A 15340-nucleotide genomic window follows, 5' to 3' on the forward strand; every position below is an offset into this window, starting at 1 on the left:
CAAGCTGCGACCCAATCTCAAGGATCGGACGCTTCCGCGCCTCACGCGCTATCTCAATGTCAGTCTTGAATGCCATGGCCGTTCCTTCCTTCCTGTCCGTGCTGCCGCCGCAGCTCATTCCCTAGGTCCGTTTCCGAATCCCGGCACGGCCTGCGCTATTCTTGATGATAAAATAAATTTCTTACAGGTCAAACGACAGATTGTTGCGGAGAGAAGATTTCTGCAGGGCAGCAGCGGCGCAGATCGGGCCGGGCTCGCGGTCGAACGCTGCCTCCGACGCCATCCATGAAGCTTGACAGAGGCCAGAGGCTGATATCACCTGAGGAAAAAAAGTTCAACTAAAGGACAAGGCCGGGTGTTGAGGAGCGCTCGGAAATCTTCATGGGAGGAGAGAATGACAAATCTGCAAAGCCGCATCGAAAAGATGCATCGAAGGGACGTGCTTGTGGCATGGACCTTCGTCGCCGGGCTCTGGCTGAGCATCGGCTTCGTCGCCTGGGCCACCTGGCCGCTCGCGCCGAACAGCGCCGCGCGAACACTGCTGCTGAGCGGCGGGACCATCGTGCTGATCTTCAACACGGCCGCCATCGTGGCGATGTTGCGCCACTACCGGGAAGACCGCGACTTCATGTACGGGCTCGACATCAAGTTTCTTGATGAAGCCCGCGCGGCGAAGGGGAAGTGACATGGCACGCTACACCCCCCCGAAGCAAAGCAAGTTCGGACAGATCCTGGATGTGATCGTGCTTCTCGCGCTGACGATCGGCGCGCTTTACATCCCGCTCTGGCTGGGCCTTGCCGGGAGTTCGCATGTGGCGAATCTGCCCGAGAACCCGACCTGGGAAAGCCTCGGCCAGAATGCCGCGATGATCGAGAAATGGAACCAGCTCGGCTATGCCGATGCCGCTTCTGCCGCCGAGATCATCACCAGCCGCTTCGACTATTCGTTCTCGATCGGCAGCCTGCTCATGATGATCGTGGTGATCGTGGGCTATTACGCGATCATGCTGCGGCTCTCGGCCAAAGAGTATCGCGACGTGATCGCTGAAAAGTTCGACGGACGGTGAGGGCAGGACAATGGAAATCTGGAACATCCTTGAATACGCCGCCTGGGGACTGTCGGCGGTCTTCGGTCTGGTCCTGATCGTGGACTGGGTCCGCACCGACCGAACCTATTCCGAAGATGTGCTCATGTCCTCGCGAGAGGGCGAGCTTGAGGCCATGACCGAAGAGCACAGGAGCTGATCCGAGATGAGTGATTTTGACATTACATCGCGCGAGATCGACGGCATGGCGCCCCACGGCACCAAGGTCGGCCTTCTGCGTGTTCTTGGCCCGGCCCATGTCTGGGCCCTGGGCGTGGGCATCGTTCTGGTCGGCGAATACATGGGCTGGAACTTCGCCGTCGGAAAGGGCGGCGCCTATGCGGCGCTGGTGGCCTGCTGGTTCGCGGGCATCCTGTACAGCTGCGTCGCGATGATCGACAGCGAGGTCACGTCCACAGTCGCGGCGGCGGGCGGGCAATATACCCAGGCCAAGCACATTGTCGGGCCGCTGATGGCCTTCAATGTCGGCCTCTATCTGGTCTTCGCCTATACGATGCTTGAAGCCGCCAATGCGATCACGGTGGGCTTCCTGATCGACACGGTGGCGGTGATGTCGGGGCATGAGGGCCTGGATCAGAGGCCCTTCATCGTGCTGGCCATCATGTTCCTTGCCTGGTTGAACTATCGCGGTGTTCTGGCGACGCTGACCTTCAGCCTGGTCATCACGGCGATCGCCTTCAGCGCCATCATCATCCTGTTCCTGGCGACCTCGCCCCTGCTGGGCAGCACTGTCCTGCAGCATGGCGAATTGATGACCGATCTGCCCTATGGCTGGCTTGGGGTTCTGGCGGCCATGCATTTCGGCTTGTGGTACTATCTCGGCATCGAGGGCACCACGCAGGCGGCCGAGGAAGTGCGCTCACCGGCGCGGGCGCTCCCCTTCGGCACGCTGGCCGGGATCATGACGCTGCTGATCGCGGCCACGCTGACCTGGTATGTCTGTGTCGGCCTGATGCCCTGGGAATATCTGGGCCAGGCGGGGGTGCCGCTGTTTGACGCGGCGCGCCTGTCGGGATCGACGGCGTTGATGGTGCTCTTGGGAATCGGTACGCTTTTCGCCACGCTCGCCTCGGCGAATGGCTGCATCAACGATGCCTCCCGCGCCTGGTTCGCGATGGGCCGAGACCACTACCTGCCGTCCTGGTTCGGGGCGGTCCATCCGGTCTATCGCACACCCTATCGCGCGATCATCTTTCTGGTGCCGATCGCATTGATCTTCGCGCTGGGGGCACCGCTGGACCAGGTGATCACCTTCTCGATCCTGTCGGGCCTTCTGGAATATACGTTCATGCCGATCAACGTGATCCTGTTCCGGCGCAAATGGCCGCTTCATGCGATCAAGCGCGGCTATGAACACCCGTTCCACCCGATTCCCGCGATCGTGCTTCTGTGCCTCTGCGGCGTCGCGTTCTTTGCCGTGTTCCTGGGCTATGGCACCCAGCTTGTGACGATGATCGCCTTCTACATCATCGTCTCGCTGTGGTTCCATTTCCGCCGCTACCGCTATGTGCAGCGTGCGGCGCAGTTCACCATGCCCTGGCCTCGGCCGCAGGGGTACTGAACCAACCTGAGCAACTGATGGCCCGTCCGCGGGCCATCTTTTTTGCGGAGACGGGGATGGAAAAACTGGGCCTTGAGGTTCTGGCGGCAGGCTTCGGCCTTGGCCTTGTCTGGCTTTTTCTGGCGAGATTGCGCAGCGGGCGCGCGCGGCACGGGCTTCGTGGGGCCTATTTCTCGGCTTGCGCGCAGCTTTTCCAGCGGCCCGTTACGGCCGCCACACCGGGGGGCTTTCCACGCCTGAACGGGGGCTATCTGGGTCAGAGGTTCGATCTGCAGGCGGTACCCGACACGCTGACCTTCCGCAAATTGCCTGCGCTCTGGGTGTTGGTCACGCTGCCGGTCCCGCTGCCGCTTCGCGCGACTCTGGACGTCATGGTGCGGCCCACCGGGGTTGAGCCCTTTTCGAATTTCCATACGCTGGACGAGCAGATCGCGCCGCCGCCCGGGTTTCCCGAGGATTGCGCCCTGCGCAGCGATCATCCGTCGGCCCTGCCGCCGCATGATCTGTTGGCGCCGCATCTGGGCCTGTTCGACAATCCGCATGTGAAGGAGCTGGTCCTCTCGCCCAAGGGGTTGCGGATCACCTTCCTTGCCGAAGAAGCGAATCGTGGCCGCTATCTGATCTTCCGCGACGCCGAACTGGGCGCCGTGCCGCTGCGACCGGAGACCCTGTTGCCATATCTCGACGCGCTTCTCGCCCTGCAACAGGACATTCTGGCCCAGGAGACCGCGCCCGAAAGAAGGACTGCCTGATGACTGCGAAGCCGCCGCCTAGCCCCTATCTTGTCCTCGTTTCGGCAATCGTTCTGCCGGGCAGCGGGCAAGTTCTGAACCGCCAGCCCGTGCGGGGTCTGGTCTTCGTCTTCTTCATCCTTCTTCTGGGCGGCTACACGCTCAAGACCGCGGCGCCGGATGTCTCGCTGGTGGGCAAGCTTGCGGGCGGACTCTTCGTCTATGCCATGGCGATCTATGACGCCTACAAGACCGCGCGCATCCGGTTTGAGGTCTGGCGCCACCGGACCGGCCGCGCCTCGGGCCTCTAGCCAGCCATTCCGGCGGGCCGACATGTCGGAAACCGCTGCAAGGATGTCCGAACCGACCCTATCGCCCAGGGGGCGCAATCCGCAATTTGGGGCCATAACGTGCTGAGGGTGACATGAGATATTCGGGCTTCAAGGTCCTCAAGGAAGCGCTGACCGGGCACAAGGGCTGGAAACCCGCCTGGCGAGACCCTGCGCCGAAATCCCACTACGATTTCATCATCGTCGGGGGCGGTGGGCACGGCTTGGCCACGGCCTATTACCTGGCCAAGGTCTTCGCCAAATCCAGCATCGCGGTGCTGGAAAAGGGCTGGATCGGCGGCGGCAATGTCGGGCGGAACACCACGATCATCCGCTCGAACTATCTGCTCGACGGCAATGAGCCCTTCTACGAATTCTCGATGAAGCTTTGGGAAGGGCTGGAGCAGGATTTCAACTTCAACGCAATGGTAAGCCAGCGCGGCGTCCTGAACCTCTGCCATACCGATGCCCAACGCGACGCCTTCCGGCGCCGTGGCAATGCGATGCGGTTGAACGGCGTGGATGCCGAACTGCTAGATACCGAAGGTGTGCGCCGCATGGCGCCCTTCCTGAATTTCGACAATGCCCGCTTCCCGATCAAGGGTGGCCTGTTGCAGCCGCGTGGCGGCACGGTGCGGCACGATGCGGTGGCCTGGGGCTATGCCCGCGGCGCCGACAGCCGGGGCGTCGACATCATCCAGAACTGTGAAGTCACCGGCTTTCGCATCGAGAACGGGGTCTGCAAGGGGGTCGAGACCTCGCGCGGCTATATCGGCGCGGGCAAAATCGGTGTCGCCGTGGCCGGATCGTCCAGCCGCGTGATGGCCAAGGCCGGGCTGCGCCTGCCCATTGAAAGCCATGTCTTGCAGGCCTTCGTGTCCGAGGGGCTGAAGCCGCTCTTGCCGGGGGTCATCACCTATGGCGCCGGGCATTTCTATGTCAGCCAGTCCGACAAGGGCGGCCTGGTCTTCGGCGGCGATATCGACGGCTACAATTCCTATGCGCAGCGCGGCAATCTTCCGGTGGTCGAGGATGTCTGCGAAGGCGGCATGAGCCTGATGCCGATGATTGGCCGGGCCAAGTTGTTGCGCATGTGGGGCGGCATCATGGACATGTCCATGGACGGCTCGCCCATCATCGACCGCACCGATATCGACGGTCTCTTCTTCAACGGCGGCTGGTGCTATGGCGGCTTCAAGGCCACCCCGGCCTCGGGCTGGTGCTTCGCGCATCTTCTAGCCACCGGCACCCCGCATGACACCGCCACCGCCTATCGGTTCGACAGGTTCCGCAAGGGTCTGATGATCGACGAAAAGGGCATGGGCGCCCAACCGAACCTGCATTGAGGATGCGCGCATGATCATTCCCCATCCGCTGCTTGGTCCCCGCGACTCGCAGGAATTCACTTATCTGGGCGATGCCAGCCTGATCGACCGGCCGGATTGGCAGGCCGAAGGTGCGGTCGACCTGTTCCATGACTACCTTTACCTGCGCGACAACCCGGCCGGGGCACATCGCGAATTGTGGTTCCACGAACAGGGCGACCGCAGCTGGCTGGTCGTGACCCGCGACACGGTCACCCATGAAATCATCTCGGCCGAACTTGCCCGCGATGTGGCACGCGCAAGAGGGCGCAGCAAATGAGCCAGACGAACCGTATCGAGGGCGGCCTGATCGACCGTAGCCGGACCCTCAGCTTCCGCTTCGACGGCCAGACCTTCCAGGGGCATCCGGGCGACACGCTCGCCTCGGCCCTGCTGGCCAATGGCGTGCGGCTGATGGGCCGGTCCTTCAAGTATCACCGCCCGCGCGGCGTGATCACCGCCGGTTCGGAAGAACCGAACGCGCTGGTCGAATTGCGCACCGGCGCCCGGCAGGAACCGAACGTCCGCGCCACCGTGGCCGAGCTGTTCGACGGGCTGGACGCGCGCAGCCAGAACCATGTCGGCTCGCTGCGCCGCGACTGGCTGGCGGTCAATGACCTCTTGTCGCCCTTCTTCGCCGCGGGCTTCTATTACAAGACCTTCATGTGGCCGAAGGCCTTCTGGGAAAAGCTGTATGAGCCGCTGATCCGCCGCGCCGCCGGCCTTGGCAGCCTGACCGAGCTTGCCGATCCCGATGTCTATGACAAGGGCTTCCTGCATTGCGATCTGCTGGTCATCGGCGCGGGGCCCGCGGGCCTGTCCGCGGCCCTGACGGCCGGAAGGGCAGGGGCCGAAGTGATCCTGGCCGATGAGGATTTCACTCTGGGCGGGCGGCTGAATGCCGAAACCTTCTCGGTCGGCGAAATGGCGGCGACCGACTGGGCACGGCAGGCGCTGGCGGAACTGGCCAGCCTGCCCAATGTCCGCGTCATGGCGCGCACGACCGTGCTGGGCGCCTTTGATCATGGCATCTATGGCGCGCTGGAACGGGTCTCCGACCATTTGGCCGAACCGGCCCAGGGCAAGCCGCGGCAGATCCTGTGGCGCATCTATGCCAAGCGCAGCGTCTTGACGGTGGGCGCGCTGGAACGGCCCATCGCCTTCCGCAACAATGACCGTCCCGGCATCATGCTGGCCTCGGCCCTGCGATCCTATGCGAACCGCTGGGCAGCCGTTCCCGGCCAGCAGATCGCCATCTTCACCAACCACGACGATGGTCACCGCACCGCGACCGACCTGATCGCCAAGGGCGTGCGGATCGCCGCCGTCATCGACAGCCGCGCCGATGCCCCGCGAACCAACCGCTACGAAGTCCTGGCGGGCGCGCAGGTGATCGATAGCGCCGGTCGGCTTGGCCTGCATTCGGTGCAGGTGCGCCTTGCTTCGGGCGAGACGCGCCACATCCCCTGCCAGGCGCTTGGCGTTTCCGGCGGCTGGAACCCGAATGTGCACCTGACCTGCCACCAGCGCGGCTTGCCGGTCTGGAACGCGGCGCTTGCCGCCTTCGTGCCGGGCAAGGCATTGCCGCAGGGGATGCGCGTTGCCGGGGCCGCGAATGGCCTGTTCAGCACGGCCGGGGCGCTGGCCTCGGGCGCCGAGGCCGCGGGCGCGGCGCTGTCCGATCTGGGCATCGCGGCAAGTGCCGCACCGCTGCCCAAGGCCGAGGACGCGCCAGTCCGCATCACGCCCCTGTTCCATGTTCCGGGCAAGGGCCGCGCCTGGCTGGACCAGCAGAACGACGTCACTGTTAAGGACGTGAAGCTGGCGCATCAGGAAGGCTACATCTCGGTCGAACACCTCAAGCGCTACACCACGCTTGGCATGGCGACCGATCAGGGCAAGACCTCGAATGTCGGTGGTCTGGCCGTCATGGCCGAAATGACCGGAAAGTCCATTCCCGAGACCGGCACGACGATCTTCCGCCCGCCCTATACGCCGGTTTCCATCGCGGCTTTCGCGGGCCGCTCGGCGGGCAAGGATTTCCGTCCGGTGCGCTTGACGCCCAGCCATCACTGGGCCGCCGAACAGGGCGCGGTCTTCGTCGAGGTTGGCATGTGGCTCAGGGCGCAATGGTTCCCCCGCCCGGGCGAGACGCACTGGCGCCAATCGGTCGACCGTGAGGTCCTGGCGACGCGGCGCTCGGTCGGCATCTGCGACGTGACGACGCTCGGCAAGATCGACGTGCAGGGTCCCGACGCGGCCGAGTTCCTGAATCGGCTCTACGCCAACCCCTTCGCCAAGCTTGCCGTCGGCAAGGTCCGATACGGGCTGATGCTGCGCGAGGATGGCATGGCCATGGATGATGGCACCACGGCGCGTCTGGCCGAGGACCACTTCGTCACGACGACCACGACGGCCAATGCGGTCGGTGTTTACCGGCATATGGAATTCTGCCGCCAGTGCCTGTGGCCGGATCTGGATGTTCAGATCATCTCGACCACCGAGGCCTGGGCGCAATATTCCGTCGCCGGTCCGAATGCGCGCAAGCTGTTGCAGAAGATCGTCGATCCTGCCTTCGACATCTCGAACGAGGCCTTCCCCTATATGGGCTGCGGTGAGATCACGGTCTGCGGTGGACTGCGGGCGCGGCTCTTCCGCATCTCCTTCTCGGGCGAACTGGCCTATGAGATCGCGGTGCCGACGCGTTATGGCGACGCCCTGGTCCGCCGGATGATGGAGGCCGGGCGCGAATTCGATGCCCTGGTCTATGGAACCGAGGCGCTTGGCGTCATGCGGATCGAAAAGGGCCATGCCGCCGGCAACGAGCTGAACGGCACAACCAGCGCGCTGAACCTTGGCATGGGTGGCATGGTGTCGAAGAAGAAGGACGCCATCGGATCGACCCTGTCGGAACGAGAAGGGATGAACCGCGACAGCGCGCTCAGCCTTGTCGGCTTCCGCCCGGTCAACCCGTCCGAGACTTTCGCGGCCGGATCGCATCTGATCGAGAAAGTGGCTGTCGCCAATGCCAAGAACGATCAGGGCTATCTGACATCGGTGGCCTTCTCGCCCAACCTTGGTCACACGATCGGTCTGGGCTTCCTGAAGAACGGGGCCGCCCGCAAGGGCGAGATCCTGCGCGCCGTGAACCCGGTGCAGAACAGCGAAACGCTTGTCGAAGTGGTCAGCGCCCATTTCGTCGATCCCGAAGGAGAACGCCTCCGTGCATGATCTTGCAGCCCTGACGCCGCTTGGCGCTTCGGCGCCGAAAATCCTTCAGATCGGCGCTGTCACCATTTCCGAAGTTGTCGACCGTGCGCTGGCTTCGGTGTCCTGCCGGCAGGGCAAGCAGGCGGCGTTCGAAGCCGCGGCCCGCGCCCTGTTCGGCCTTGACCTTCCGGCGCCTGGCCACTCCGCTTCAGGTGCGACATGGTCGCTGATCTGGACCGGCCCGGAGCAATGGTTCGCTGAAGCGCCCTTTGCCAGCCACGAGGACATCGCTCGCATCGTCAAGGACGGGCTTGGTGACAGCGCTTCGGTGACCGAGCAGACCGATGGCTGGGTGCGGTTCGACATCGAAGGCGCGGGCGTCGTGATGCTGATGGAACGGCTCTGCCCGGTGCCGGCGCGCCGGATGGACACCGGGGCTGCGACCCGCACCTTGATGGAGCATATGGGCTGCCTTGTGATCTGCCGCAGCAAGGGCCGGCATTTCAGCCTGCTCGCGCCGCGCTCCTTCGCTGGGTCGCTGCATCACGCGCTCTTGGCAGCGGCCCGCAGCATCGCCTGACGGCATTACGCCAGTGGCAGCGGGCGGTTGTCCTCAAAGCGGAAGCGGTTGATGTTCTGCCGGTCCTCGGCCGGGGTCGTGCCGAATTCCTCGCGGTAATGCCGCGTCAGGGGCGGGACGGTCTCGTAGCCGACGGCGGCGGCAATCCGCGGCATCGGCTCTTTCGAGAAAAGAACCAGCTGCCGGGCGGCCTTCATCCGCAGAGTGCGATAATAGCGGCCCGGGCTTTGCCCTGTGGCCTTCTTGAACTGGCGTTCAAGCTGGCGCGAGGAAACGCCGACGCTTTGCGCCACATCCTCCACTGCAATCGGCTCGGACAGGTGGCGGCCAAGAATATCGACGGCCTTGGCGACAGACGCGGGCAACAGATCGGCGGTGCTGTCGCGGCGGAAGGTGGGGATCTTCTGGCGGATGCCACGGCCGCGCACGACGGCGTGCTGGAACCAGCAGGCCACTTCTGTCGCCACATCGGCGCCCAGTCGCCCCTCGATGAAATTGACCATCAGGTCGAAGGCCGCAGCGGAGCCCGACACGGTGTAGCGCGGATGGTCGAAGACGATGACATCGTCGCGCATCTGAAGTTCGGGGAATTCCTGCGCGAAGGCGGCCTCGTAGCACCAGTGAACCGAGACATCGCGACCTTCGAGCAAACCTGATCGCGCCAGCGGGAAGACACCACCACTGACCCCACCCACGGCCGTTCCATGGCGCGCCAGACGCCGCAACTGACCCTCAGATGCCTTTTCGTCCGCGAAGCGCGCCGTCGGGCTGCTCAGGATGAACAGGAAATCCAGATCATCCGCCTCGGCCAACGCCAGTTCGGGCTCGAAGACGACCATGGCGCTAGAGGCCACCTTGTCGCGCGTCTCGGCCAGAATGCGCCAGCGGAACGCCTGGCAGTCGGCAATTTCATTGGCCGCGCGCAGAGGCTCGATCATCGAAGTCAGACAAGCCATCGGAAAGCCTGGAAAGATCAGGAAGCCGACAATTATGACGCGTTGCTGCGGAGGCGTTTGCATATTACTATCAGGAAACTTGCTCGAAACGGCAGGAAGGTCGGCCCTGTGCCCGGCTTCGCAGCATGTTCATTGTGACGTTTCAAGGCCGCCGATTGGCTGCATGATGGAGTTTGTATGACTGCCGCAATCCTGTCGCAAGACCCCCACAAGATCCGTGAAGAGCGTGAGAATATCCTCGAGGTCGCCATAGGTCGTGAAGTCCGCGCCTTTCGCCACCAGAGCGGTATCACGATCGCCGAATTGTCGAACCGGACCGGCCTGTCGATCGGAATGCTGTCGAAGATCGAGAATGGCAATACCTCGCCCTCGCTGTCCACGCTGCAATCTTTGGCCCATGCGATGAGCGTGCCCTTGACCGCCTTCTTCAGGCGGTTCGAGGACGTGCACCACGCTGTCCACACCAAGTCGGGCGAGGGGCTGGAGATCGAACGGCGCGGGACGCGGGCTGGCCATCAATACAACCTGCTGGGGCATCTGGGCGCCAACGCGAGCGGCGTGGTGGTCGAACCCTACCTGATCACCCTGACATCGGATTCCGATGTGTTTCCAACCTTCCAGCACGAGGGCATCGAGATGCTCTACATGCTCGAGGGCGCCGTCGACTATCGCCATGGGAAGAATGTCTATCCGTTGCGGCCTGGCGACACGCTGTTTTTCGACGCTGACGCCCCGCATGGGCCGGAAAACCTGGTGAAACTGCCGGCACGATACCTGTCGATCATCTCGTACGTTCAAGGCAAGTAGACCCAATCCGATCCAAGGAAGCAGCTGCCGCGCAATTGCGCGGTCGTTTGCATTGGGCAGTCCTGCCCCCGACCGCTTCGCTCAACATCGCCTGATTCCCCTCACAAGAAAATTTGTTTCTTCTTAGTTGCTGCATTGAAAAGCTGGTGCTAGCCTGTGTGCACAACAGTCAGGGAATCACACCATGTGCGGCATCGTCGGACTATTCCTCAAAGACAAATCCCTTGAACCCAAGCTCGGCGCGATGTTGACGGACATGCTCATCACCATGACCGATCGCGGGCCGGACAGCGCAGGGATCGCCATCTACAGCGGCGCCAATGACAAGGCGGCCAAGATCACCGTCCAGTCGGCCAATCCCGAGAAAGATTTCGCCAATCTGGATGCCGATCTGAAAGACGCAATCGGCAAGCCGGTGCTGATGCTGGTCAAAAGCACCCATGCGGTTCTGGAAGTGCCGGCCGATCAGGTCGAAGCGGCGCGTTCGGCCCTTGGCCAGCTGCGCCCGGCGCTGAAGGTCATGAGCGTTGGCGACAGCCTTGAAATCTACAAGGAAGTCGGCCTGCCGAAGGATGTGGCCAAGCGGTTCGACGTGTCGAAGATGCATGGCTCGCACGGGATCGGACACACCCGCATGGCCACGGAATCCGCCGTGACCACGATGGGCGCGCACCCGTTCTCGACCGGGCCGGACCAGTGCCTCGTGCACAACGGATCGCTGTCGAACCACAACAGCCTGCGCCGGATGCTGGCGCATGAGGGCATCTTCACCGAGACGATGAACGACACCGAGGTCGGCGCCGCCTACCTGACCTGGCGCATGAAGAATGGCGCCACGCTGGGCGAGGCGCTGGAAAGCAGCCTTGAGGATCTGGACGGCTTCTTCACCTTCGTCGTCGGCACGCATGACGGCTTTGGCGTGGTGCGCGACCCGATCGCCTGCAAGCCCGCCGTGATGGCAGAAACCGACCAATACGTCGCCTTCGGCTCGGAATACCGGGCGCTGGTCAGCCTGCCCGGCATCGAAACCGCCCGCGTCTGGGAACCCGAACCCGCAACCGTCTACTTCTGGAATCACTGACCATGCAGACATTCGATCTTGCGGCCGAGGGGCTGCGCGCCCTCAACTCTGCCCTCCATGCCCTGAAGGGCCAGACCAACTCGACTGCCTGGGAGATCGTCAATCCCAAGGGTTCGCATGCGATTGCCGTGGGTCTTGACGCCCCGATCGATGTGACGGTGAAAGGTTCGACCGGATATTACTGCGCCGGGATGAACAAGCAGGCGACGGTCCGGGTCAAGGGTTCCGCCGGGCCTGGCCTCGCAGAAAACATGATGTCGGGCACGGTCATCGTGGACGGCAATGCCTCGCAATATGCCGGTGCGACCGGACGCGGTGGCCTTCTGGTCATCAAGGGCAATGCCAGCTCTCGTTGCGGTGTTTCGATGAAGGGCATCGATATCGTGGTCCACGGCAATATCGGCCACATGTCGGCCTTCATGGCGCAATCGGGCAACCTGGTCGTGCTGGGCGACGCCGGCGATGCCCTGGGCGACAGCCTTTACGAAGCGCGGCTTTTCGTCCGCGGCTCGGTCAAATCGCTGGGCGCCGACTGCATCGAAAAGGAAATGCGCCCCGAGCATCTCGAGCTGCTGGCTGACCTTCTGAAGCGCGGCGAGGCGGATCACCTTGCCAAGCCCGAAGAGTTCAAGCGCTACGGCTCGGCCCGCAAGCTCTACAATTTCAACATCGACAACGCGTCGGCTTACTGAGGCATCTGAAATGACCGAATTCCCCAAGACCCCGCCGCGTTTCTCTGCCACCTTCACGCCCGCCGTGAACGCCGAAATCCGCCGCGCCGCCGCTTCCGGCATCTATGACATCCGCGGTGCCGGCACGAAGCGCCAATTGCCGCATTTCGACGATCTCCTGTTCCTTGGCGCCTCGATCAGCCGCTACCCGCTGGAAGGCTATCGCGAGAAATGCGCGACCGACGTCTGGCTGGGCACCCGTTTCGCCAAGAAGCCGATCCATCTTGATATCCCGGTCACCATCGCCGGCATGTCCTTCGGCGCACTGTCCGGCCCGGCGAAAGAAGCGCTTGGCCGTGGCGCCAGCGCGGCGGGCACCTCGACCACCACCGGCGACGGCGGCATGACCGAGGAAGAGCGCGGCCATTCCAAGACCCTCGTTTACCAGTACCTGCCCTCGCGATATGGCATGAACCCCGATGATCTGCGCCGCGCCGACGCGATCGAGGTCGTGGTGGGTCAGGGTGCCAAGCCCGGCGGCGGCGGCATGCTTCTGGGCCAGAAGATCTCGGATCGCGTGGCCAATATGCGCAATCTGCCGAAAGGCATCGACCAGCGCTCGGCCTGCCGTCACCCCGACTGGACCGGCCCCGACGATCTTGAAATCAAGATCATGGAGCTGCGCGAGATCACCGATTGGGAAAAGCCGATCTATGTGAAGGTCGGTGGCGCACGTCCCTATTATGACACCGCGCTTGCGGTGAAGGCCGGGGCCGATGTGGTGGTTCTCGACGGCATGCAGGGCGGCACGGCGGCGACGCAGGACGTGTTCATCGAACATGTCGGCATGCCGATCCTGGCCTGCATCCCGCTTGCGGTGAAGGCGCTGCAAGACCTTGGCATGCATCGCAAGGTCCAGTTGATCGTGTCGGGTGGCATCCGCAGCGGGGCCGATGTGGCCAAGGCAATGGCGCTGGGGGCCGATGCGGTCGCCATCGGCACGGCCGCGCTGATCGCCCTTGGCGACAACGACCCGCGCTGGGAAGCCGAATATCAGAAGCTGGGCACCACCGCCGATGCCTATGACGATTGGCATGAAGGCCGCGACCCTGCGGGCATCACCACCCAGGACCCGGAACTGTCCAAGAGGTTCGATCCCATTCTGGGTGGCCGCCGCTTGAAGAACTATCTCAAGGTGATGACACTGGAGGCCCAGACCATCGCCCGGGCCTGCGGCAAGAACCATCTGCACAATCTTGAACCCGAAGACCTCTGCGCCCTGACCATGGAAGCGGCCGCGATGGCCCGCATCCCGCTGGCCGGCACCGAATGGTATCCCGGCAAGGGCAACGGGTTCTGAGCTGAGTCATCGAAATAACGTCCTGCACGCAGGATCAAACAACAGGGAAAGAAAAGTGGGCCTATGACGTCAGATCTGGCAGCTTTCGCAAAGAAGAACGGCATCAAATATTTCATGATCTCCTATACAGACCTCTTCGGGGGTCAGCGGGCGAAACTCGTGCCCGCCCAGGCGATCAATGACATGGCAGAGGACGGAGCCGGCTTTGCCGGCTTCGCCACCTGGCTCGATCTCACGGCTGCCCATCCCGACATGATGGCGGTGCCCGATCCGAGCTCGGTCATCCAGCTGCCGTGGAAACCCGAGGTGGGCTGGCTCGCCTCGAATTGCGTGATGGAGGGCAAGCCGGTCGAACAAGCGCCGCGCAACGTGTTGCGCCGGTTGGTCGACGAGGCGGCGAAGGAAGGCCTGCGGGTCAAGACCGGGGTCGAGCCCGAGTTCTTCCTGCTGACGCCCGAGGGCGACAAGGTGGCTGACCCCTACGATACCGCCGAGAAGCCCTGCTACGACCAGCAGGCGGTGATGCGGCGCTATGACGTGATCTCCGAGGTCTGCGACTATATGCTCGATCTCGGCTGGGAGGCCTATCAGAACGACCACGAAGACGCGATCGGTCAGTTCGAGATGAACTGGAAATACGATGATGTGCTGAAGACCGCCGACAAGCACAGCTTCTTCAAGTTCATGATGAAATCCGTCGCCGAGAAGCACGGGCTGCGCGCGACCTTCATGCCCAAGCCCTTCAAGGGTCTGACCGGCTCGGGCTGCCACGCCCATATCTCGGTCTGGGATCTGGACGGCAAGAAGAACGCCTTCGCCGATCCTTCCAAAGAGCTGGGTCTCTCGGAGCGCGGCCGCCACTTCCTGGGCGGTATCATGAAGCACGCTTCGGCGCTGGCCGCGATCTGCAATCCGACCGTCAACAGCTACAAGCGCATCAACGCGCCCCGCACCTCGTCGGGCGCGACCTGGGCGCCGAACACGGTGACCTGGACCGGCAACAACCGCACCCATATGGTGCGCGTGCCCGGTCCTGGCCGGTTCGAACTGCGCCTGCCCGACGGTGCCGCCAACCCCTATCTGATGCAAGCCGTCATCCTGGCGGCGGGCCTGGACGGGGTGCGTACCAAGGCAGACCCGGGCCGCCGCTACGACATCGACATGTATACCCAGGGCCATACGGTCAAAGGTGCGCCCAAGCTGCCGCTCAACATGCTCGACGCCCTGCGGGAATATGACAAGGACAAGACCCTCAAGGCGATGATGGGCGAAGAGTTCTCGTCGGCCTATCTCAAGCTCAAGCATCGGGAATGGAACAGCTTCGTCTCCCATTTCTCGCGCTGGGAGCATGAGACCACACTCGATATCTGATCCGGTCCCTGAACCGTCCCCTGCCTGGCCGTCCTTCGGGACGGCTTTTTTCTTGCATGGAACGACAAATTGCCTGGTTGGAACGAAAAGACGCGGCCAGAGCCCATGATGGCTCTGGCCGCGCCTTGGTCTTGTACTTTGCGCTTACAGCGTGGGGTAGAGCGGGAATTTTGCGCAGAGGGCTTTGACTTCGGCCTTCACCTTGGCCTCGAC

17 protein-coding genes are annotated in these 15340 nt (G+C 63.2%); 16 read left to right on the forward strand and 1 reads right to left on the reverse strand.

All coding sequences use genetic code 11. The features are described 5' to 3' along the window. The 11 genes from ACED67_RS21425 to ACED67_RS21475 all read left to right on the forward strand — a co-directional run. Positions 1–289, forward strand: a 289-nt coding sequence (locus ACED67_RS21425) for a hypothetical protein (RefSeq protein ID WP_395543794.1), incomplete at its 5' end; no start/stop codon positions are given. A 105-nt stretch (positions 290–394) separates the two neighbouring features. After that, positions 395–685, forward strand: coding sequence for a hypothetical protein (locus ACED67_RS21430; protein ID WP_395543778.1), 291 nt, complete (start codon positions 395–397; stop codon positions 683–685). Position 686: 1 nt separating this feature from the next. Then, positions 687–1067, forward strand: a complete 381-nt coding sequence (locus ACED67_RS21435) for a hypothetical protein (protein ID WP_395543779.1) — start codon at positions 687–689, stop codon at positions 1065–1067. 10 nt (positions 1068–1077) lie between these two features. Further along, positions 1078–1245, forward strand: a complete 168-nt coding sequence (locus ACED67_RS21440) for a hypothetical protein (protein ID WP_395543780.1) — start codon at positions 1078–1080, stop codon at positions 1243–1245. Between the two features lie 6 nt (positions 1246–1251). Continuing rightward, positions 1252–2667 (forward strand): APC family permease, encoded by a 1416-nt coding sequence (locus tag ACED67_RS21445; RefSeq protein WP_395543781.1) that lies wholly within the window; start codon positions 1252–1254, stop codon positions 2665–2667. A 56-nt stretch (positions 2668–2723) separates the two neighbouring features. Beyond that, positions 2724–3419, forward strand: coding sequence for a hypothetical protein (locus ACED67_RS21450; protein WP_395543782.1), 696 nt, complete (start codon positions 2724–2726; stop codon positions 3417–3419). Beyond that, the gene (locus ACED67_RS21455; protein ID WP_395543783.1) at positions 3419–3709 is read left to right on the forward strand and encodes a hypothetical protein; all 291 of its coding nucleotides are present in this window, start codon (positions 3419–3421) and stop codon (positions 3707–3709) included. The genes ACED67_RS21450 and ACED67_RS21455 overlap by 1 nt, the downstream gene beginning before the upstream one ends. A gap of 113 nt (positions 3710–3822) precedes the next feature. Then, complete coding sequence (locus ACED67_RS21460; RefSeq protein WP_395543784.1) at positions 3823–5073, forward strand: sarcosine oxidase subunit beta family protein; 1251 nt, start codon at positions 3823–3825, stop codon at positions 5071–5073. Positions 5074–5083: 10 nt separating this feature from the next. Next, positions 5084–5371: a sarcosine oxidase subunit delta gene (locus ACED67_RS21465; protein WP_395543785.1), complete on the forward strand. Its 288-nt coding sequence runs from the start codon at positions 5084–5086 to the stop codon at positions 5369–5371. Further along, positions 5368–8322: a sarcosine oxidase subunit alpha family protein gene (locus ACED67_RS21470; protein ID WP_395543786.1), complete on the forward strand. Its 2955-nt coding sequence runs from the start codon at positions 5368–5370 to the stop codon at positions 8320–8322. Before ACED67_RS21465 ends, ACED67_RS21470 begins: the two co-directional genes overlap by 4 nt. Then, on the forward strand, positions 8315–8881 hold the full coding sequence (locus ACED67_RS21475; protein WP_395543787.1) for a sarcosine oxidase subunit gamma: 567 nt from the start codon (positions 8315–8317) through the stop codon (positions 8879–8881). Before ACED67_RS21470 ends, ACED67_RS21475 begins: the two co-directional genes overlap by 8 nt. 5 nt (positions 8882–8886) lie before the next feature. Here ACED67_RS21475 and ACED67_RS21480 read toward each other — a convergent pair whose 3' ends face one another. Then, positions 8887–9837: a GlxA family transcriptional regulator gene (locus tag ACED67_RS21480; protein WP_395543788.1), complete on the reverse strand. Its 951-nt coding sequence runs from the start codon at positions 9835–9837 to the stop codon at positions 8887–8889. Positions 9838–10014: 177 nt separating this feature from the next. Between ACED67_RS21480 and ACED67_RS21485 the strand changes: the two genes are divergently transcribed. The 5 genes from ACED67_RS21485 to glnT all read left to right on the forward strand — a co-directional run bounded on the left by ACED67_RS21485 (position 10015) and on the right by glnT (position 15127). Beyond that, positions 10015–10644 carry a helix-turn-helix domain-containing protein gene (locus ACED67_RS21485; protein WP_395543789.1) on the forward strand — a complete coding sequence of 210 codons (630 nt, stop codon included), beginning with the start codon at positions 10015–10017 and terminating at the stop codon, positions 10642–10644. A gap of 184 nt (positions 10645–10828) precedes the next feature. After that, positions 10829–11725 carry a class II glutamine amidotransferase gene (locus ACED67_RS21490; RefSeq protein WP_395543790.1) on the forward strand — a complete coding sequence of 299 codons (897 nt, stop codon included), beginning with the start codon at positions 10829–10831 and terminating at the stop codon, positions 11723–11725. 2 nt (positions 11726–11727) lie between these two features. After that, positions 11728–12417 (forward strand): GltB/FmdC/FwdC-like GXGXG domain-containing protein, encoded by a 690-nt coding sequence (locus tag ACED67_RS21495; RefSeq protein ID WP_395543791.1) that lies wholly within the window; start codon positions 11728–11730, stop codon positions 12415–12417. A gap of 10 nt (positions 12418–12427) precedes the next feature. Beyond that, complete coding sequence (locus ACED67_RS21500; protein ID WP_395543792.1) at positions 12428–13756, forward strand: FMN-binding glutamate synthase family protein; 1329 nt, start codon at positions 12428–12430, stop codon at positions 13754–13756. A gap of 63 nt (positions 13757–13819) precedes the next feature. Then, complete coding sequence (gene glnT / locus ACED67_RS21505; RefSeq protein WP_395543793.1) at positions 13820–15127, forward strand: type III glutamate--ammonia ligase; 1308 nt, start codon at positions 13820–13822, stop codon at positions 15125–15127. The last annotated feature ends 213 nt before the right edge of the window (positions 15128–15340 follow it).

The organism is Neotabrizicola paludis, from assembly GCF_044142105.1.
Taxonomy (GTDB): Bacteria; Pseudomonadota; Alphaproteobacteria; order Rhodobacterales; family Rhodobacteraceae; genus Pseudogemmobacter.